Source organism: Rhodospirillaceae bacterium (genome assembly GCA_040219235.1).
Classification (GTDB): Bacteria; Pseudomonadota; Alphaproteobacteria; order Rhodospirillales; family Rhodospirillaceae; genus WLXB01.
Map to the genome: position 1 here is coordinate 264,993 of JAVJSV010000016.1, position 20,289 is coordinate 285,281.

General features: G+C 50.3%; 20 protein-coding genes. 8 read left to right on the forward strand and 12 right to left on the reverse strand.

Annotation, left to right across the window (positions count from 1 at the left end; genetic code table 11):
• Window positions 1-286: 286 nt before the first annotated feature.
• Both RIC29_15835 and RIC29_15840 read left to right on the forward strand, forming a co-directional pair.
• Window positions 287-853, forward strand: coding sequence for a hypothetical protein (locus RIC29_15835; protein ID MEQ8736395.1), 567 nt, complete (start codon window positions 287-289; stop codon window positions 851-853).
• A complete protein-coding gene (locus RIC29_15840; GenBank protein MEQ8736396.1) occupies window positions 850-1,821 on the forward strand; it encodes a hypothetical protein in 972 nt (323 codons plus the stop codon). Before RIC29_15835 ends, RIC29_15840 begins: the two co-directional genes overlap by 4 nt.
• A gap of 36 nt (window positions 1,822-1,857) precedes the next feature.
• On the opposite strand, the gene RIC29_15845 is transcribed toward RIC29_15840, so the two are convergent.
• Window positions 1,858-2,523: a hypothetical protein gene (locus tag RIC29_15845; GenBank protein MEQ8736397.1), complete on the reverse strand. Its 666-nt coding sequence runs from the start codon at window positions 2,521-2,523 to the stop codon at window positions 1,858-1,860.
• 149 nt (window positions 2,524-2,672) lie between these two features.
• Here RIC29_15845 and RIC29_15850 point away from each other — a divergent pair, with 149 nt between their 5' ends.
• The 3 genes from RIC29_15850 to RIC29_15860 all read left to right on the forward strand — a co-directional run bounded on the left by RIC29_15850 (window position 2,673) and on the right by RIC29_15860 (window position 4,191).
• Entirely contained in the window at window positions 2,673-3,050 is a 378-nt protein-coding gene (locus tag RIC29_15850; protein MEQ8736398.1) for a hypothetical protein, read from the forward strand.
• The gene (locus RIC29_15855; protein MEQ8736399.1) at window positions 3,047-3,457 is read left to right on the forward strand and encodes a hypothetical protein; all 411 of its coding nucleotides are present in this window, start codon (window positions 3,047-3,049) and stop codon (window positions 3,455-3,457) included. Before RIC29_15850 ends, RIC29_15855 begins: the two co-directional genes overlap by 4 nt.
• A 71-nt stretch (window positions 3,458-3,528) precedes the next feature.
• Window positions 3,529-4,191 carry a hypothetical protein gene (locus RIC29_15860; protein ID MEQ8736400.1) on the forward strand — a complete coding sequence of 221 codons (663 nt, stop codon included), beginning with the start codon at window positions 3,529-3,531 and terminating at the stop codon, window positions 4,189-4,191.
• 107 nt (window positions 4,192-4,298) lie between these two features.
• On the opposite strand, the gene RIC29_15865 is transcribed toward RIC29_15860, so the two are convergent.
• Complete coding sequence (locus RIC29_15865) at window positions 4,299-5,024, reverse strand: nuclease-related domain-containing protein (GenBank protein ID MEQ8736401.1); 726 nt, start codon at window positions 5,022-5,024, stop codon at window positions 4,299-4,301.
• A gap of 165 nt (window positions 5,025-5,189) precedes the next feature.
• Between RIC29_15865 and RIC29_15870 the strand changes: the two genes are divergently transcribed.
• The gene (locus RIC29_15870) at window positions 5,190-5,561 is read left to right on the forward strand and encodes a hypothetical protein (protein MEQ8736402.1); all 372 of its coding nucleotides are present in this window, start codon (window positions 5,190-5,192) and stop codon (window positions 5,559-5,561) included.
• A 40-nt stretch (window positions 5,562-5,601) separates the two neighbouring features.
• Here RIC29_15870 and RIC29_15875 read toward each other — a convergent pair whose 3' ends face one another.
• Window positions 5,602-6,285, reverse strand: a complete 684-nt coding sequence (locus RIC29_15875; GenBank protein ID MEQ8736403.1) for an SOS response-associated peptidase — start codon at window positions 6,283-6,285, stop codon at window positions 5,602-5,604.
• Between the two features lie 48 nt (window positions 6,286-6,333).
• Window positions 6,334-9,360, reverse strand: coding sequence for a hypothetical protein (locus RIC29_15880; protein MEQ8736404.1), 3,027 nt, complete (start codon window positions 9,358-9,360; stop codon window positions 6,334-6,336).
• 220 nt (window positions 9,361-9,580) lie between these two features.
• Between RIC29_15880 and mazG the strand changes: the two genes are divergently transcribed.
• Together mazG and RIC29_15890 are read left to right on the forward strand one after the other, a co-directional pair.
• Window positions 9,581-10,396 carry a nucleoside triphosphate pyrophosphohydrolase gene (mazG, locus tag RIC29_15885; protein MEQ8736405.1) on the forward strand — a complete coding sequence of 272 codons (816 nt, stop codon included), beginning with the start codon at window positions 9,581-9,583 and terminating at the stop codon, window positions 10,394-10,396.
• Entirely contained in the window at window positions 10,393-11,037 is a 645-nt protein-coding gene (locus RIC29_15890) for a hypothetical protein (GenBank protein MEQ8736406.1), read from the forward strand. The genes mazG and RIC29_15890 overlap by 4 nt, the downstream gene beginning before the upstream one ends.
• A 22-nt stretch (window positions 11,038-11,059) precedes the next feature.
• Here RIC29_15890 and RIC29_15895 read toward each other — a convergent pair whose 3' ends face one another.
• The 8 genes from RIC29_15895 to RIC29_15930 all read right to left on the reverse strand — a co-directional run bounded on the left by RIC29_15895 (window position 11,060) and on the right by RIC29_15930 (window position 20,278).
• On the reverse strand, window positions 11,060-11,875 hold the full coding sequence (locus tag RIC29_15895; GenBank protein ID MEQ8736407.1) for an inositol monophosphatase family protein: 816 nt from the start codon (window positions 11,873-11,875) through the stop codon (window positions 11,060-11,062).
• Window positions 11,872-13,134: a GTPase HflX gene (hflX, locus tag RIC29_15900; protein MEQ8736408.1), complete on the reverse strand. Its 1,263-nt coding sequence runs from the start codon at window positions 13,132-13,134 to the stop codon at window positions 11,872-11,874. Before hflX ends, RIC29_15895 begins: the two co-directional genes overlap by 4 nt.
• Window positions 13,135-13,208: 74 nt before the next feature.
• Window positions 13,209-13,481, reverse strand: a complete 273-nt coding sequence (gene hfq, locus RIC29_15905) for an RNA chaperone Hfq (protein MEQ8736409.1) — start codon at window positions 13,479-13,481, stop codon at window positions 13,209-13,211.
• A 119-nt stretch (window positions 13,482-13,600) separates the two neighbouring features.
• Window positions 13,601-14,263, reverse strand: coding sequence for an HAD family hydrolase (locus RIC29_15910; GenBank protein ID MEQ8736410.1), 663 nt, complete (start codon window positions 14,261-14,263; stop codon window positions 13,601-13,603).
• A gap of 7 nt (window positions 14,264-14,270) precedes the next feature.
• Complete coding sequence (locus RIC29_15915) at window positions 14,271-15,152, reverse strand: D-amino-acid transaminase (protein MEQ8736411.1); 882 nt, start codon at window positions 15,150-15,152, stop codon at window positions 14,271-14,273.
• A 6-nt stretch (window positions 15,153-15,158) separates the two neighbouring features.
• The gene (trkA, locus tag RIC29_15920; GenBank protein MEQ8736412.1) at window positions 15,159-16,535 is read right to left on the reverse strand and encodes a Trk system potassium transporter TrkA; all 1,377 of its coding nucleotides are present in this window, start codon (window positions 16,533-16,535) and stop codon (window positions 15,159-15,161) included.
• Window positions 16,532-17,971 (reverse strand): sigma-54 dependent transcriptional regulator, encoded by a 1,440-nt coding sequence (locus RIC29_15925; GenBank protein MEQ8736413.1) that lies wholly within the window; start codon window positions 17,969-17,971, stop codon window positions 16,532-16,534. Before RIC29_15925 ends, trkA begins: the two co-directional genes overlap by 4 nt.
• A 6-nt stretch (window positions 17,972-17,977) precedes the next feature.
• A complete protein-coding gene (locus RIC29_15930) occupies window positions 17,978-20,278 on the reverse strand; it encodes a PAS domain-containing sensor histidine kinase (GenBank protein ID MEQ8736414.1) in 2,301 nt (766 codons plus the stop codon).
• Between the last annotated feature and the right edge of the window lie 11 nt (window positions 20,279-20,289).

Below are 20,289 nucleotides of genomic sequence, written 5' to 3' on the forward strand. Positions count from 1 at the left end.
ATGACTAAAAACCTTAAGTCTATTGCTATAGCTAACGTATGATATAGAAATTCAAACTTGAACGGACCAAGCGTAATTTTAAGATAGATATACTTAGGGATCATGACGCTGCACACCCGAAAAAGCGCTAAAGCTGCCATATAAATAAACATCAAAAATACCCATAATATACATTATGCGACAAATGGGTTTCAGATGTTCTCAATACGGGTCACTTCGCCTCTAACCAATTAAGTGACCTGATACCCAGTTTTAACTGGTGCGCTCAAACAAAAGGACGACCGTCATGAACGGCCGTCCTCCAAACCCAGACCAGAACATCTGTCGTGTGACACTCGATCTTCCATGGGAGATCGCAGAAGTACTCGCTGAGCATGGACCACAGCTCATAGCCGTGATCCAGGAAGCTGTTGGGCAAAGGTCTAAAGAAACTGAGCGCTGTGCACAGGTCGCTGAAAAGGTTTCTGAGACCGCAGAAGCTAACAAAGCCCGTTGGGCCGCCCTCGCCGATATTTGCCATCGTGAGATCGACAGACGCTCTAACGGTCCAGGTCAGAAAGATTCAATCTTAAAGGCTTTGGCCTCTGAGCTTGGTCACGACTTTCAGTTCCTGAAATCTGTATGTCGCATTTACGGAACCAAAATTAAGAAAAACCTTAAGGCTGACCGCGATGCATCGGTCATCGAGCTTTACTTCGATGGTCTTTCAAACAGCCAAATTGCTGAAAAATTGGCAATAGCGCCTGGGTCCGTTTCTCGCATTCTCAGTGGTCAGAAGAAAAAAATAGCGGAAATTAGGGCCCAAAGACCGCCTCCAGGCCGATCTGGTCCGGTGAACGGCGGTGTATCGTGAAACACCAGGTAAAGCCGGTCCCGGCGAATGAGGGACGCCAAGCCCCTTCCTTGCCGAGCAATGAAGGTTCTTTTCCGGAAAAACACAGAAAGTGTTCGACTGATCAGTCACCAAGTCGGGGTCGGGAGCGTATCGGCAGGAGCGGAAACGCGCCGGAGGCGCGTACCGCCCTGCCCGATAGCGACGGCCCCTCTTCTAGACTTGATAAGGGGACGATTTGTGACCTGAGGGATATCAAACCGCAGTATGAAGCATTTCGGCTCCTGCTACGTGACTACGGTCAAGGATTAGTAGAAGCCACGATAACCGTAAATACGAGTTCTAGACCCAATACTGATCTAGTCGGTGACCCGCCAAAGAAAACGCCAGAACAGGTGCAGGAAAATAAAGCCCGCGCTTATCGAAGAGCCAAAACAGCTGTGCGGCAATCAATTATGGCGGCAAAGCTAGATCACCTTTTGACACTTACGTATCGGGAAAACCAAACAGACCATGCGTTAGCGTGGAAACACTTTGGACGATTCATGCGCCTTGTCAGAAAGCATCATCCTAAAGGTTATCCGTTTGTGGCAGTTTTAGAGCGCCAGAAACGAGGTGCAATGCATGTCCATGCAGCAGTCCATGGTCGCCAGAATGTAAAACTTTTGAGGCGTTTATGGCATCAAGCCATTGGTACAACGGATGGAAATATTGACGTTAAGTACTTCCGGGGAAAATTATCCACCCTCTCCCGCTATCTGAGTAAATACATCACTAAAGACTTGGATACTGAGCACACAGAAGGCCAGCACCGTTATAAACGTTCACGCGGAATAGAGGTCCCTGCCCTGATCGTCATGTTACCTTTCAACGTTGCAGTAGAAGCTGAAATAACTCAGCTTTTTCAAAGCTGCTCAGCCACTGTCGAGTACTTAGATAATCATCTTGATGACGAAGGCCCTAAGTGGCTTTGGGCTTGTAGTTGGTAATTGAATAACAACATCTATAAAACCCTCAATCCGTTACTAAGTCTGGGTTCCGTATAACTTTTCTTCAATCTTTGCCAACTCTTCAAGAGTAATATTAGGGTTGTTTTTAGACATGGAGAGAAAGAGTTCGCCATGTCTAAGTATTACGTTAGCGAATGCGCCTTTTGTAAGACCTGAAGAACTTAGACCGATATCCTTCCTGATGGCACGAATAAAGTCATCCATAAGATAGAGTGTCCTCGCATCTGGAACGCCTTTTTTCATGTGGTTTGACCAAGCAAAATATGTTTTTAGTACATTGCTTCCACCCCAAATGATCAACTTTTGCTGCCAATTTCTTAGGAATTTGACAAGTTCTTCATCTGCTACTGTCTCGTCAGTATTATTTTCCGTGTCAGTAGAATTGGTCGGAGCCATTAACTTGAAGAATTCAGTTAAGAATGCTTCATACATCTCAAGCTTGTCGGCTCTAAAATGTGATTCTATCTCTTTTTTTCGCTCGTAATATCTACCGAGCATTACTGTCAACGTGGCAGCAAATATAGTTGTAATAGCAGTTAATGCGCCAACAGCAAGTGTTTCATTGGTACTTGATAGAGCACCCCAGATACCAACTATCGCTTCATACACAAGCCATAGAATTCCGCCCATAATGGCTAGGAATAAAATGCTAGAAAAAAAGACCTTAGCTTTTTGCCTCATAAGTTTCAGATGCCAAATGTAATGAATGATCAGCAAATCTACTTTAGATAGTAATTAACGCATAGCGCTATTATTCATTAATATATTTTTTAGTAGACTTTGATAATCTACTAGGTCATGGTATTTCAAATACTACTGATTGGCTGGTTATGACAGAACGACTCACCGATAAAGAACTACACGATAAAATACAGAGTTCGATTAAGGACTTTTCCGGTTTCACACCAAGCCTGGAAACCGCTATTGGCGCACTTTTTATCGGAAAGGCCATGGGTTGGGAGGTGCTCTACCTTATCCATAGCCAAGCCACGATACGCAAATACGAAAAAATTCTTGGCATTAGATACAAAGATCAGATGGACGCGAGCACCGAATTGTCACGCAAGAGTTATGTGTGGGGATGGACTAAAAAATTTAATGCTTTTTGGAACGTCGTCCGCGGTCAAGAGAAACGAGTGGATAGGACCAGACTCGAAGAAAAACCGGTCGATGAGTCTGATATTCACGAGGAAGGAAACAAAAAATGAGCATCAGGTACTTCGTGGCTTTTTATAACTGGGATGACCCAGAGGTAAACAACGAACATACGCCCGACACTTTTCAAGATGAAGGACCGCAAGAATCTGAGGTTGCTAGAGCTCGTGTTGAAAAAGAGGCATTTAACTTGCTCTCACAGTGCCAAGAAATATGGAGCGTTGGTTTGCTCGAATTATTGATTTCACCAAACGGCTATGACGAAGCGGAGGAGACGGGAACGGTTACATCACTTGAAAAACACTATGATTTTAACGGCGATTTTAAAGAATTAAAAATTCGCTTGAGCAAGGAGATCAACGCATACCTATCTCGTCGATCCCGAACAGAAGAGATGCGGCTAACAATAAGAGATACAAGATTTCCTAAATATGAAACGGCTCAGATCGAAATGACCTGAGCCGTCTGCATTTGAGATAACCGTAAAGCTGTTGGAGCAGCTTTCACCGAGGCATAGGAGGTGCCATATCGATGACGTCATCTAATGATGGTAATGATAATGACTCAGGTGGACCTGAGCAACTACCGCAAGTCCGTCGAGACAAAACAAATCCTGTCCATGATATCCAAGCTTCGATAGCTGGCGAGGAAAGCGTCGATGTGTGGCGTCAAGCCTGTGCTGTATTTCAAGGCAACCCTTCAAGGCAGATATTGGTTTTTGGCTTAACTCACTCAGACGGTCTAGAGCCGTTTATGGAAGAGTTCGCTTTTGCGATCGCAAAAAAAGTCGTCGCGATACAGGACAACAAATTGCCTTTGCCCCCAGAGCCAAAGAGCTTTGCAGAAGCCTCAGATAACAAACAGATCAACAGGATAAAGAGCCGCAACTTGGTTACAGGATTGTTGTTCGCTTCCTTTGTTCGTCGTTGGAAAAAAAGCGGTCTTGAAGAGGTGATTGCACTCACCAATCTCGCCCAGCTTTATTCACGCCCAAAATCAGAAATCAAACTGCTAATCAAATACGCTGCAAGTCTTCGATGGAAGCGCATCGAACAAATGAGGGCGACGCTAGTGCCGAAATGGGAAGCCCAAGGTTGGACAGCCCGGGAGATCGGTCGACGGTTAAACGTGACACGGCAATATGCCAAGCGATTGATGAACGAGCTTAAATGGGAAATGGAGGAAGCAAAGTGAATACCTACCCTCACCTGCTTAGTTATGAAACTGAGCGGTCAAGATTTTATACATTATGCGACAAATGGGTTTCAGAAATGAAGCAATCGTAAGGGGCTGGATTTGGATTAAGAGAATATCAAAAGACCTAAAGCAATCAGGAGGCCAAGGCCGATCTGAACAGCAGCTAAGATCGAGCGTGTGTTCCCCCGGCCAAATCTCTCCCGTAATTGCTGCAAATGCGCCTTCCTGATTTCCTTAAGGTCAACGACATACTGGGCTTGAGCGATCGCGACAAAGGCCCTCAACCCAGATCGGGCCTGATCAGGATCAAGGGCCTGGCTTCTGTAATCCTTAAGGGTATCTGCGAGTTCCCTCAGAAAAACGACACCCTCTGGCTTGCCTTTGGGAAATTCAGCCTCCCCAACAAAACAGATCAATGATTGAATTGATGCTCTGGGAAAAAGGTCCTGGGCAATCCGGATATGCAGTTTGTTCTGCATAATTGGATTCTGAAATTTGAACTTAAAACGACCAAGTTTCTGGGTCCAACGCCCCTCACCAGCCTGACCAAAAATTGCGCCCGCGTAATTCTTAGTCTCGATTATCACGAGATGACCTGCGATGAGGACAGCATGGTCGATCTGAGTGAGACGATCATTTTCATCCTGAAGATAGGCATCATCGACACATTCAAACCCGTGGCGCTTAATTACCGACTTAACGAGACGCTCGCCAAACCACCCTTTAATTTTTGGTTTGAGATATTGAGCAATGCCCGATCCGATGAGCATGAACGGAATAAGCCAGAAGAGGTTTTGAAGCGCGGCAAACAAGGGCGCAAAAATAGTCACAAAAACCCCACCACACATAATTGTATGATGGGGAGAATAAACCTAAAAAGAGGTTCGGCAAGCAAGAGAGCGCGAGGTAAATCTCGTTGGAGGCATTACCAAGTGCCCTGCTCCATTTGATTTGCTAGTCTCAAAAAACCAGCTTAATCACATTGGAAATTTGCTATGTCCCTCGGTGCTTTCTCGCTCAGCCTTTCGGTCAAAGATCTCGCTGCGTCGAAAGACTTTTATGCCAAGCTCGGGTTCAGCCCGTTTGGCGGCGATGAAGCCCAAGGCTGGTTGATTATGAAATCGGATAGCTGCGTAATCGGTTTATTCCAGGGCATGTTTGAAAAGAACATGCTGACGTTTAATCCGGGCTGGGGCGAAAATGCACAGCCTCTCGGTAACTTTACCGATGTGCGTGACCTTCAGAAGCAACTTAAAGCCGCTGGAATTGCTTTAGAAACGGAAGCCGATGAAACCACATCAGGCCCGGCCAGTTTTGTGGTTCATGACCCTGATGGAAACCCAATATTGGTGGATCAGCACGTTTAAGTCGGACTGAACTCGACGCTCTCAAACGTTGTTCTCGTCCTTATACCGCCAAACTGAGTTGGTTTTTATCGACCGCCTTGGGCCGGTCAAACAACGACTTGGCCACTGGCTCGATCACCAGATCATCCCAGTCATAGGGCTTGCAGATGTTCCGAAGATCCGCAGGGCCCGCTTCAGCTGACAACCACGTTTTAAGGCTCGCATCGTTTAATATGACGGGCATGCGGTCGTGAATTTCAGCCGCCACTTCATTTGGCTCGGTTGTGACCACCACAAAATGACACTGTTTGGTCTTAGAGTTGAACGTGTGCAGGCCGGCGATGGCCATAAAGCAGCTAGCGCTATCATTTTTTCGCGAGATCTTCCACGGGGTGCGGGTGCCGTCAACCGCCCTCTTCCACTCGTAGTATCCAGATACCGGCACCGCACAGCGTCGCGATTGGAACGCATCACTGAACATAGGCATCACATCCAAGGTTTCGCATCTGGCGTTTGTGACCGGGGTGATCCGGCCCTTAGAACTGGGAAAGCCCCAAATTGCCAAATCTAGAAACCGGCCGCCTACTCCTTGGCGAAGTATCGGGTGGACGGCGTTTGACCGGATGACCGCAGAGGGGGTGAAGGCCGGATGAGTTCCGGTATCAGGGCTATCGGCATCAGAATGAAGGCCGTAATACTCCCGCACTTCCTGCCAGGTTTTATAAGCGGCCAATGCAACGCACATGGTGTTTCAGATTCTTTCCGGTGCGGGCCGGGTAAATGGCATATCCGATTACGGCAAGCAGGCCGCACTCCAGCAGATCACGACACGCCCGGGAGAGCCGGCTGCTCCGATCGCTCCGCCCGTCGCTGCAGTTCCACGATCTGTATCTCCGCTGTTACCTGGTGTAGCACCGTTGCCAGTGTTCTGTGATGTGGAAGTAAGATCAGAACCTAAAAATCCAGAACCACCACCGCCGCCACCTACGTTATTACATGGGGCCGTTCCGCAGTTAACATCCTTACCGCCGCCGCCGCCGCCGGTGTAGCCGCCGCCGCCGCCGCCGCCGCCAGTCGTAGCCGCTCTAAGTCCACCGCGACCGCCATTGCCGTAACCATTACCAGCCGGACCGCCAGTGCCGTCTGCGGCCTCGCCATCACCACCGTTGGCTCCTCCTGCTGTCACTCCTTGACCAGCACTACCACCACAAGCACCACCTGTGCCGCCGCCAGCTTGAGTACCAGATAAGGGATCACATGGCCCGACCGCTGGTGTTGTTCCACCATTGCGGACTTCACCTGTGGTGCCGCCTCCTCCATATCCAATTGTCGAATTGGTGCGAGCAGAGCCGCCTCCACCGCCACCGCCAGCAACTGCGATGAGCGTGGTAGATCCATTGTCAAACTCAACGGCAGAACCGCCGCCACCACCACCGGGCGCATTATCGTTTGTTCCAACTTGACCTGCGCCTGCAGCGCTAATTATGAGGTCGTGGCCAGAAATACTAGCAGCGCTCACTGTGGATAAACGACCCGACACGTAACCCCCACCACCTCCAGCTTTACCATCAACGCCTGTCCCTGCGTTTTGTCTTCCACCGCTGCCACCGGCGCCCCAAACCTTAATCTGCACTTCAGTAATATCCAGGGGCAAATTAATGGTATCAGACGTTTCTGCAGATCCGGTGCCATCCCAGACGCACTTGAACGGGTCCGGTGGGACTGAGGTGTCTTCATTGCCCGGGCAGATATCCGCCGCAAGGCTTTTGAACGGTGATTTAAAGCCAACGAAACGCCCATCGGTTATGGCGTAGTTTTCAGCGGGGGTGTGAGAGTCCGTAGCGGTTGCACTGGCAAAGTTATCTTCATCTAGGCGCAGCTGGAGATCCAAACCGGTTGAATCGTTAGCCACGCGCGCATTGAAACTGCTGGCGATGTTCGAGCTGCCCCGGGCCGCATCCCATAACCGCATTTCCGAAAGTAAAATCCGCCCGCCGGTGTTGTTGACGATGGCAACGGTTTCAGTGGCAGTCGCAATGTCTGTGCCGGGCAGAATGTCGCAGGCCACAGTATCTGCGGTGCCGGTTAACGAGCCAAAGGCGTAAAGGCTTCTGTCAGAGCCCGAATTACAGTTGAAAGATTGATGCCGCCAGAATGTGGTGCCGTAGGTCTGGCTGGTGGCAACTTTGCTGCCGGTTGATGTGTCGAAATCAACGAACGAGAACTCAAACTCTGAATTGACGACGTCTGCCTGAATAAGAGATTCACTAGAAGAAACTCCATCATCAACCGAAAAGAGAGAGGTCGTCCCTGCGTTTGTATCCCGCAGATAAAGCCAGCCCTCGCCGGTAAAACTGGTTTCACTAGCGAAATTAGCCAACGGGGCAGTCGTGTTTGCCAACTGGCCACCGTTGTCCAGTTCCAGCGCAATGCCGCCCTTGGCAACGAGCAAATTATCGAGCCTGCTGACGGCGCCGGCTGCTGCCGTGTGGAGAAAGATAACCTGATTGGGCGTCGAGAGATCAGACGTATCTGTGGTGAAAACTGTCGCTTGATTGGAGGTATCTCCAACTTCCGTGATGCGTGCCCATAAATTATCACCGTCGTCAAAGCATTCCAGCTCATAGGTTTCACCCAGCGTAAGTGTGTAAGTACCCGCACTTGTTGCCAGGGTGCCAGAGCTATCATTGATTTCGATGGTCTGCGCATTGGCGGGCAACCCATCACTAAAGAATTCGCAGGTGATGCCATCAGTATAGTTGGTTGTGCTGCCGGCACGCGTGGTTCGATCTGCCCGGGTGATAATCGAAAAGCCGGTGCTTGTTGCAGCCGCTGTCGGCGTCCACTCAATTCTGTTGTAGAGCGGCGTCACATCCGGTGTGAATATCGTCGATGAGGTGGAGAGCTCAACATCGGCGGTGACGGTTAAGGTTCCACCACCGAGCGAGGAGGACCCGCCGCCGCCTCCACCGTTATTCGTGACAACCAAATCAGAGGTGACCGAGGTCCCGCCAAAGCCTTCTTCAACGAACTCGAGTTCACTTTTTTCATTTTCTGCAAAACGCTCGCATTCAGTCTGAAAGTCAGCGGATGAAGATAACAATACTTTATCGTCGAAATGGCTCGTCCCTCCGCCATCATCTTCAAAGGGTCCGGTATCAATAAAATTTGCAGTCGGAATTGTGCAGCCAGCTCCGTTGGCGCAGTTGTCACTTTCTTCTGTGCTCGTTGGGTTACTTTTTACATTGCCGTTGCTGTCAAAAGCTCCGAGCCCATTTTGGCCCTGACTCACGAGTGCATATAGATATGTAGAGCCTGGCGTTGTTTCACCCGCAAACAATGTGCCCGCATTTACAGATCCGGTGGGAACACCGTCTAATTCGTGGCACGCTCCTATAGGACCGGCACTAACCGCATATACAATCTGGTTGCCGTAGGGGTCTGTTGCATCTTCTTCGCTCAATCCAAGTGTCTGCCACGGCACAGTGCCGACATTGTTTGTTGTGTTGTTACAGGCCCCAATGGAAACGCCGTCGCCGGCCGCGCCTGAGGCCGGGCATGGCAACAGATAACTCGCATCCCGAATAGCGTGCAGAACAATCGCATCTCGTATTTTTTGAAGTTTGGTGCTGTTCCCCTGAATGTTCCTGATCTCCGGGCGGGGGCCGACTACATCTAGCAGCATCGCACCCGCCACAGCCGCGGCGAGCGCGGCAGTTGCGACCACAGTGATCAGAAGAATAACGCCTGACTCGTCGTCTCGCGCACCTCTGAAAATATTGATTAGATACTTCTGCAAGCGGCCTAACACGAAAGTCATCCCCCGTTGCCAACTGCAACTATGGTATTAGCCTGTGCATATCAGCGTAAAATATAACACTGTCAGGTTATCCAAAGTTATTCGGGCCTCACATACCGATACGTTACTACTGATAGACGAGGAACGCTATAATCTAGCGTTGAGCGGATAAGTCTTTGCTTATCCCTGGTTTTTATACAATTTATTGATCCCAATGCCTGCACAAGGTAAGTCCTTAGCTATGGAAAAACGACCGTCTGTTAGCGATTTACTCGATATTATGGCGCAACTCAGGCATCCGGACACCGGTTGTCCGTGGGATGTTGAGCAGGATTTTAAATCTATAGCGCCCTACACCATCGAAGAAGCTTACGAGGTGGCCGACGCGATTGCGCGTGGCGACATGCCCTCCTTGAAAGATGAACTGGGCGATTTGCTGTTCCAGGCCGTGTTTCATGCCCGTATGGCCGAAGAGCAGAAACTCTTTGACTTCGGCGATGTTGTCGAGGCGGTGTGTCGCAAGATGATCCGGCGGCATCCCCATGTCTTTGCGGATGCAGTGATTAGGGATTCAGACGCCCAGACGGAGTCCTGGGAGGCCATCAAAGCTAAAGAGCGGGCCGACAAAAAAGCGGCTGATTCTGGTCACAGTGCGCCAAGCATTCTCGACGATGTTCCGACGGCCCTGCCCGCACTGAAGCGCGCGGAAAAACTTCAGAAACGCGCTGCGCGGGTTGGGTTTGATTGGCCCGATGCGACGCCTGTGTTTGATAAAATCCGAGAAGAACTCGACGAACTCGAAGCTGAAGTGAAGGCCGGAGCAACGCCGCAGCGTGTTGAGGATGAATTAGGTGACCTGCTCTTTGCTGTGGTCAATCTTGCACGCAAGGTAAATGTTGAGCCTGGCTCTGCATTGCGCCAGACCAACCTGAAATTCGAACGGCGTTTTCACTTTATTGAAGGCATGCTAGCCGAACAGGGCAAAATGCCTCAAGATGCGACCTTGGATGAAATGGAAACCCTCTGGCAGCGCGCCAAAACGGAAGCGGTTAAATGACGGTGTTTGTAAAAAACGTGAAGCGCTTCATTGCAGTGGTGATGGTGCTCCCTCTGGCATCCTGCTTCGTGCCGGATGAATACAGCGCCGAAATTCGCCTGACTAAAAGTGGCGGCTATGGCATTTCCTATGTCGGCCAACTTACGTGGGCTCCTCTTTATGGCCAACTGACCCGCGGAGAGATCGATAGAGAAGCCGCCTCGGAACAGGCTGCGGCCTTTCTGGCCGGTTTAAAAGCAGATCGCTATTTTGAGTCGGTCACCAGCCTTGGCTCTGGTCGCTATCAAGTGCGGTATGATCGTCAGGGTCAATTTACAGAAACACAGCTATTAAGTTTTGTGCGGCGGAACGCACGCATTTTCCAAATTCGCGCAGGGGAAGACGGCACAGTTAACTTCTTTGGTACGGGGGCTGGGAAAAACCAGGCGGACCAACTTGAGGCCATTGGGTTAAGAACAAAAGGTCTTGTGCGCGTCGTCACCGATGCTGAGGTTTTGAGTCATAACGCTATGTCGGTCCGGCGAGCACCGACGCCTGGATACACAATCTATGATTGGAATATGACCTCGTTCCGTCAGCCGGTGCCTAAGCTAACTTTACAACTGACGGCCAAGAGTTTGCCAACATCGCCCGGTGTCTAATCATGTTAGGCTAGGTTTTCTCCTAAGTTTTAGACTCATCGGCTAAAGCCCGTACGGTGTTCCAAATCTCTCGTGACGGTGCACTGAGAACACCTCGATGTTTCCATTCTGTTGGCTTGTAGGCTGTTCCATCTAGCAGGGCTGAATGACCACCTGCCTCCTGATGGATAAGAACGCCTGCCGCGTGATCCCACGGCATCAACCTGCTGAAACTCGAGACATGCGTCGTACCGGTGGCAACGCCCCAGTATACGTGAGCCGCGCTGCCGATCAGCGTGGTTGAGCCAAAGTCGGAGACAGCGGATCGAAAGGCTCGATGGTACAACGCTGCTGTCATCGACGACACGTCAGCAGGCGACTCCGTCATCGCAACGGTCACGTTCTGAGAGTCCACCCAAGCGCCCTGCCCTTGCGCGGCCCAAAGGGTTTTAGATTCAAGTGGATTATGAATCCAGCCCATGACGGTCTCGCCATTCTGCATTAGGGCTATGATCACACCAAATGCGGGCTTACCTGCAACAAAGTTTGCGGTGCCATCAATTGGGTCAATGACCCAGGTCAGCCCTGGGCGGGTTAAGCGCTCTAACACAGAGGGGTCAGCTGCAACGGCTTCTTCACCAACTACGGCAGACCCTGGCAACAATTCTTTTAAACCCGCTGTCAGATGCAGCTCAGCTTCTTCATCAGCAATGGTGACCAAATCACCTGGACTGGATTTGGTCTTAATCTGATCTTCGGAAAGAGTCTGGTAACGTGGCAGAATTGTCTTTTCAGAAACCGATCTCAGCAGCTCATCAACGGCGTTTCGATGATGAAGAAGGTCTACTACAGCCGTCACAGAACTCGCACAGCGTTGTTGGCCGAGAGCCGGTCCGCATCTGCGTGATCAAGAAGAACCGTTAGGGTTGTTTCATCATCACCGTCTTTACGAGCGATAACTTCTCCTTTGCGATACAGCCAGGCGAGGGTTTTGCCATCGGCGACGGGTACCGCAACGCCAAGCTCACGACGCCCGCTCGATATAATGCGATCAATCGCGGCCAATACATCATCCGTCCCCTCACCGGTTAAACCAGACACAAACAACGGCGCAGACGTGCTTTTTTCTTCGGTTTCGATCAGGCTGCGGGCAGAAGCATTAACTAAGTCAACCTTATTCAAAACTTCAAGAATGGGGTGATCATCGCTCGATACAATATCCATGCGGGACAAGACTTCTTCCACATCCCGCTTTTGATCTTCGCTTTCTGCATGAGAGATATCGCGTACATGCACAATAACATCTGCCTCAGTGACTTCTTCCAGGGTTGCCCTAAACGCGGCGACCAACTCGTGCGGCAGATCAGAAACAAATCCCACCGTGTCAGACAAAATCACACGACGACCTGAGGGTAAGACAACGGCGCGCATGGTTGGGTCCAATGTCGCAAACAGTTGATCCTTGGCATAGACTTGAGCATTTGTGAGTGTGTTGAAAAGTGTCGACTTACCAGCGTTGGTATAGCCAACCAAGGCAACAATCGGATACGGCACCCGTTTGCGCGCTGCCCGGTGCAGGTCACGTGTGCGTACAACTTTCTCGAGTTCTTTTTTGAGACGCGTGATCCGATCCCCAATAAGTCGCCGGTCAATTTCGATTTGGGTTTCACCAGGGCCACCAAGAAACCCAGAACCACCGCGTTGGCGCTCCAAGTGAGTCCAACTGCGGACCAGGCGGCTTTTCTGATAGGTCAGATGCGCCAGTTCCACCTGAAGTTGACCTTCGCGGGTTCTCGCCCGCTCGCCAAAGATCTCTAGGATCAATCCAGTCCGATCAATAACTTTGGTTTTCCAGGCGCGCTCTAGGTTACGTTGTTGACCCGGCGACAGACTGTGGTCGGCAATAACAAGGTCAACTTCCAAACCCTCTATTAGATCAGCAAAGCGCTCAACCACGCCTTTGCCGAACAACGTCGAAGGGCGCGGTTTTGAGACAGCCAAGTGTTCAGCGTGAACAATCTCCAAGTTAATTGCGAGCGCGAGACCGCAGGCTTCATCCAGACGCGCCCGCGCATCCTCAGCGCCCGCTCCTTTTGAAAAATCTGGATGAAGGATGATGGTCCGTGTTTTAGCAATCTCAGTTGAGTAGGTGTCTGACTTTTGATCGTTTGTGGTCACTTAAATCTGCAAGCCTATTCGGCTGCCTCTTCTGACTTGCCGGTCTCGTCGTCGGTCTCAGGTTCAAATAACTGAAGAGGACCAGACGGCATTACGGTCGATATGGCGTGTTTATAAACAAGTTGGGTGTGTCCATCCCGTCGCAGAAGCATCGAGAAGTTATCAAACCATGTAACAATTCCCTGAAGTTTGACGCCATTGATCAAAAATACAGTGACTGGGATCTTATTCTTGCGAATTGTGTTGAGAAAGACGTCCTGAACGTTTTGTGATTTTTCGCCAGACATTGTTAAGCCCTTGTTTTAATTTATTTATTGTCCAGTGGCGTTGTCGCTGCACGGACTTGCCCCCGTATCTAGAAGGTTTCGCGCGATCGGGTCAACCACAGTTGGAACCCAAGTATACTCTACCTTGGGTTAAGAGAGCTGAGAATCAAGTATTTCAAGGCTTTTAAGTCGGCAACGCGATGGTCTGGAGATGAGTCTGGATAGCCATCTCCGACCAATATTGTGGTGCAATTTGCAGCACGCCCACAGGCCACATCGATATCATTATCCCCGATAAACCAGATGTTTGGGTTGGGCCTGAGGTTTGCTGGCCGCAGGGCATCATACACCGGATCCGTTGCTGGTTTGTCCTGGGCGCTATCACCGGAACCGATCACAGCTCCAAAGTTATTTTGCCAACCGAAGTGAGTGACTTCTGTTCTCAGGTAGTGTCCCGTCTTGTTGCTGACCAAAGCCATATAAACAGGCTGAAGATTTAACGAGACCAGTAATTCTTCAGCGCATTCCTTTTCTTTAATGCGTTCAAGGTGCAACGTGCCATAAGACTTAAGATAAATGTCCCGGGCCGCTTCCCAGTTATCGCCAAACTCTTTCGGAAAGGCATCGCGCGCAGACAGTCCTAACCAGTTTTCCCATTGTTCATAGGTCCAAGGAGTTCGCCCAAAAGCTTCAAGCGTATGGTTCATTGCTGCCGCTAATACCGGGTGCGTATCAACCAACGTGCCGTCCCAATCGAACAACAATGCTAAGGGTTTAGGTAAGGGGTTAGGTGACGGCTGCACGTTGAGTTCACACACCCGACCAACTGGTAACGCGATCCAATGTAAATAAAAAAGACTGATAGCGATCTCGCAGGTCGCGGGCGATTTCACCAGGATGACCATTGGCCACGATGCTGTCATCAATTTGAACCACAGGGAGCACGAAGGTGGTCGTCCCTGTTAAGAAAACCTCTCGTGCTTGCAGGACGTCGGCAAGGGTGAAGACAGCTTCTTTGACTGGATAGCCGGCTTCTTCGGCCAGTTGCATGACGCGCAATCTGGTTACCCCACCCAGAATCTCAGGCCCAAGGGGCCGTGTCACTAAAACGCCCTCTTTATCGACGATCCACACATTGGCAGCACTGGCTTCCGTAACCGTGCCATCTGGGTCAATCAAAAGCGCCTCAAACGCTTTGGCCTGTTTTGCTGCTTGTTTTGTGAGAACATTGGGCAGCAGACCGACAGACTTGATATCCCGCCGTTTCCATCGCAGGTCGTCTTGAACCGTAAGGGAGACCCCCTGCTCTGCCTGAGCATTACTTGGCCCCAGGCCATGGCGGACGGTCATCACAACTGAGCATTTTACGTGATCACCCGGAAATGGGTGATTGCGCGGTGCCGTTCCACGATTGATCTGTATATAAAGTATGCCGTTCGTCACTTTATTGCGCCGCAGGATTTCCCGGCTCACAACAGTCAGTGCCCGTGTAGAGGGAGGGTTGGGAAAGAGCAGTTCTGCCATAGACCGTTCCAGACGGTCCATGTGCGGTTTGAAATCAACAGCGCAGCCGTTCCATATGGCGACAACTTCATACACGCCATCAGCGAATTGGAAACCACGATCTTCAATGGAGACAGACGCGCTATTTTGCGGTTCGTATCTTCCGTTTACATAAGCGAGACGAGTCATAGCGTTCTAAAAATATTCCAGCTGAACGGAAAATAGTTTCTCGATCCTTCTAACAGCTTCAGTCGCCGCAAAGAGAATGATGCGATCACCACCTTCGACCACAGTTTGCGGGCGTGGCACGATGATTTGACCATCCCGAATAATGGCACCAAATCTCGCCTTACCCGGAAGATCAACGTCCTTCAGCGGCTTACCAACAAGCGTTGACGTTTCCATAGCGTCTGCGACGATAAGTTCACCAAAGTTTTCCTGTACGGAATACGCCGCATGCACCCTCCCCCGCCGCACGTGAGACAGGATTTGAGAGACAGTAATTGAGCGAGGATTTACAACAACATCAATGCCAAGCGGCCCCATTAAAGGGTTATAGGTCGACTTATTTACCAATGTAATAACGCGCTGTGCTCCGAATTTCTTAGCCAGAAGCGAAGACAATACGTTGGTCTCATCATCTTCAGTAACGGCAATAACCGTTTCCGCTTTATCGACACCTGCCTCGTAAAGAATTTCAGGTTCCAGAATACTCCCGTTCAGCACGACAGTATTCTTAAGGTGAGAGGAAATGACCGATGCTCTATTTTTGTTTAACTCAATAATTTTGAGATTGATTTCAGGGTGGGCACGCTCCAATTCCTGAGCCAGAAAAAGGCCAATGTTACCGCCGCCAAAAATAACTGCGCGTCTTGTTTCTGGCTCCTCATGACCAAAAGCAGCCATGGCGCGCTCACATTGATCAGAAGCCACCACAAAATACACATCATCTCCGGGGAACATTTCGTCCTCGGCGTGCGGTATGATTGACGTATCGCCGCGCTTAATCCCGACAACGATGATTTGCATTTCAGGAAACAAACTTGTGAGCTGTCGGAGCGGTGTGTTGATCAGCGGGGTGTCTTCGGTCATGCGCACACCGATCAGTCGCACTTTATCGTCGGCTAAGGGAATAACGTCCATAGCGCCAGGAACTTCCAGGCGGCGTGTGACGGCTCGTGCAATCTCAATTTCAGGGGAAATCACGACATCGATTGGAAGGTTGTCCCGAGAAAAGAGGCTGGACCACATCGGCGCGAGATAACTTTGACTGCGAATGCGTGCAATCTTTGTCGGCACTTCAAACAAAGAGTGGGCCACCTGGCAGGCGACCATATTCACTTCATCCATCAGGGTGACAGCAATAATCATGTCAGCATCTTTGATACCGGCTCGTTCCAGAACATCTGGATGAGCGGCATGGCCCACCATGCCCTTCACATCAAGAGATTCTGATAACTGTCGAATGAGTTCGGGGCTGCGGTCTACAACCGTAACATCGTTTGCTTCAGTTGCGAGATAACGGGCAATGTTAGAGCCAACTTCGCCAGCACCACAAATGACCACTTTCATTGTTTGTCTCCGTCCTTGTGCTGGGTGTCACCTGACTCAGCTTCGGTGACGTTCACATCGCGGCGGAGGCGCACCTCGGTCGTAACCCCAAGAGACTTAAGTTTGCGGTGCAATGCGGAGCGTTCCATGCCAACAAATTCTGCGGTTCTGGATATATTTCCGCCATACCGGATGACTTGCGCCATAAGGTATTCCCGTTCAAACATTTCGCGCGCTTCTCTTAACGGCAACATCATGATTTCGTCGGAACGTTCCAGGCGCAGCATTTGTGGTGCGTCAGTTGACAGATCAGCCGGCAACATATCCGCACGAATGGCATCGTCCGATGTCCCTGGAGCCATAATAAGCAACCAGTCAATGACGTTGCGAAGCTGGCGTGCATTTCCAGGCCACGGGTGTGTTTGCAAGGCGGCAATAGCGTCTTCAGCTAAACTGCGAGGAGGAATACCTGCCGTGTGAGCGCCTTTCTCCATAAAATATCGAGCCAGTGCGGGAATATCTTCTCTTCTGTCCGATAACGACGGGACTTCAATAGGGACGACAGCCAATCGATAATAGAGTTCTTCGCGAAACCGTCCTTCTTTTATTTCGCGCTTTAGATCTCTGTTCGTGGTGGCAATAACCCGCACATCGACTTCAACTGCCCCTTGTCCATTCCCGCGCTCCAAGCGTTGGTCTTGTAAAATTCTTATAATGCGGCTTTGGGTTTCAAGCGGCATATCCGCGACTTCATCAAGAAGAAGTGTCCCGCCGTCTGCTTGATCAAACAGTCCGCCACCCGTGTCACCCGCTCCAGCACCAAACAGAAACTCGTTCAGGCGATCAGGTTGCAAAGATGCACAATTGACAACAACGAACGGGGCAGCAGATCTCTTTGAGTTTCTATGGATGAGTCGCGCTACAATTTCTTTGCCTGCGCCTGCAGCGCCGGTGATTAAGACCCGTGATCCCGTCGGACCAACGCGCTCTATTGTACGACTAAGATGAGCGATTGCATTGCATTTACCAATAAGGTCTTCGGGTTTTCCAGCCCGCGTTTTTAGTTCAATGTTTTCGCGGCGAAGTTTGGCTGACTCTATGGCACGTTCAACGAACAGCAAAAGCCGGTCAGATTGGAACGGTTTTTCAATAAACTCATAAGCACCGAATTTCATAGCTTTAACAGCCGTTTCAATGGTGCCGTGTCCACTAATCATAATCACTTGAGTTTGTGGACGGAGCGTTTTTATAGCTTTGAGCAAATCCATTCCATCCATGGAGCTGCCTTCCAACCATATATCCAGCAATACGACTGCGGGAGACCGTGATCGTACTTCTGACAAGGCTTGATCAGCAGTGCTAGCCTGGCGGGTCGCATACCCTTCATCTTCAAGTATGCCCGATATCATGACCCGGATATCAGGCTCATCATCAACTATGAGAATATCTGCTGACATATTTACTTAAGCACTTTCTGCAATTGAGGCTGAACTAGAGATAGGTGGACTCACCTTTTCATCTATTGGATTTTTCTTGCCCCTGTTTGCGGTGTCTATGACCAGCGGAAAGTGGAACACAATCCTGGCGCCACCATTGGCCGCATCTTCCATTAACAACCGTCCCTTGTGATCCTCTACGATTTTCCAAACAATCGCCAAACCAAGTCCGGTGCCTTTCGCGCGGGTCGTTATATAGGGCTCAGTCAATCTCTGGCGGACCTCATCTTTAGGCAAACCGACACCGTTATCAGTAATCTCAAGGAAGCACGTATTATCATCAACCCCTATAGACACATCGATCGTGCCTGCCCCCTTATCGCGTCTCCCACCGGTTTTTGCGTCAATGGCTTCAACAGCATTCTTTAACACGTTAGAGAGCGCCTGCCGGATTTGCGAAGCATCACAGTTAATCAGCACCGGGTCTTTAGGAGCCGCATAATTTATCGTAATGTGGGGATAGGCTGTCTTGGGCAACACAATTGCACCTGAAGTCAGTTCAACCAGATTTGTAACGGCCATGTTTGGCTGTGGCATACGTGCAAAGGATGAAAATTCATCGACCATTTGTCCGATGTCGCTAACGTGACGGATAATCGTATCCGTACAAAGTTCAAAAGCGCCCGTATCGTCTCCCACTTTAGAGAGGTAACGCTTTTTCAATCGCTCAGCGGAAAGTTGGATAGGTGTGAGAGGATTCTTAATTTCATGCGCAATGCGTCGCGCCACATCTGCCCAAGCCGCTTTGCGCTGTGCGGTCTGAAGCTCGGTGATGTCGTCAAAGGTGAAGACAAATCCGAGAATTTCACCCTCATTTTGTTCTGCTGTTAGACGTACCAGAAAAACACGACTGTGCCCTTTAGCTGTGACCCTGGTTTCTTGCTCTATGGTCCGGTCCGGATACGATTTAACTTCCTCTATTAACGGGGCAAACTCTGGGACGTAATTTATCAATGGCTTGCCAACACTGTCTAACAAGGCGACGTTCAAAAGGTCGGAAGCGGCGCGATTTGGTAATGTTATGTTTCCATCTGGATCCAAACCGATAACGCCTGCAGTCACTCCAGATAAAACGGCTTCCGTAAAACGCCGACGCTCGTCCAATTGCGCATTTGCTTCCACGAGAGCCTCGCGCTGCGTGGCCAAACGACTGGTCATACGGTTAAAGGCGCGGCCCAAAGAGGCCACTTCATCACTCGCCGCTTTTTCCTCAACACGAACGGTGAAGTCTCCCTGACGCACCCGCTCAGAGGCAGAAATTAAATCCACAATTGGTTTTGCTAAACGCGTTGCCAGCGTCAATCCGAACCACACCGATGTCATTAGAAGCAGCAACGCCACAACAATAAAGAGCAGTGTAAAGCTAATCTCGATCTCAGAGCGGCGGCCTTCCAGCATCAGATATTCATCTACCGCGTCTTGCGTACGGGAAACGCGGTTTAAAACCTTGGCATCTATGAACCGCCCGACATACAGGTAACTGCCAGGTAAGCCTTCCAGCCTCACCAGAGCGCGGACACGGTCTCCAGCCTCGCCGGTGACCACGCCGACCTCCCCCATGTTTGCCTGGGCGATAACGCGCATCGGAATTTGTTCACCGGACTGCAGAGCAAAGGTGTATCCCGCTTTCGCAATCACCTGCATATCATCGCGGAAGATAACCGCCTCTGTTAGCCCCCTCAGTGCAGCTTGAGTTGATAAAAAGCGATCTAAAACACCTTCCGATCGGTTGAGTTGTGGCCATTGACGATTGATATCACTGGCCACGGATAAAGCATCTGCGCGGATAACCTGGATGTGTTCAGCAAGGTAAGCTTCTGCGACTTCCGTTGACTCTACCAACGCGGTTCTCACGCGCTCACTGAACCAGCTTTCAACACCCAATGTGAATAAAAGTGCGGCGAAAATCATCATCACGATGGCAGGCGTTATAGCGACGACGCCAAACAGCAACGCCAATCTCACATGAAGGCGGCTTCCGCTGACCCCGGACCGGCGGTTACTCCATAACTTTGCAACGTGACGCGTAATTAAAACGCCAAGCGCTAATAATAAGAACAGGTCGATGTTCAGAAGAATCAGAACCGTATTTGCACTTGGTCCGCTCTCGCCCCAGGATGAGAGAGCTGCAAACGTCGCAACCCCAGAGACAATCGCCGCTAGCGATAGAATCATCACTAACGCGTTCACCAGTCTCATACGGCGCGCCCACACAAAGAAGCGAAGCGTAAGCCGCCGCAAAGACAATGGGCGATGCACTATATCCATATGCCCTCGAC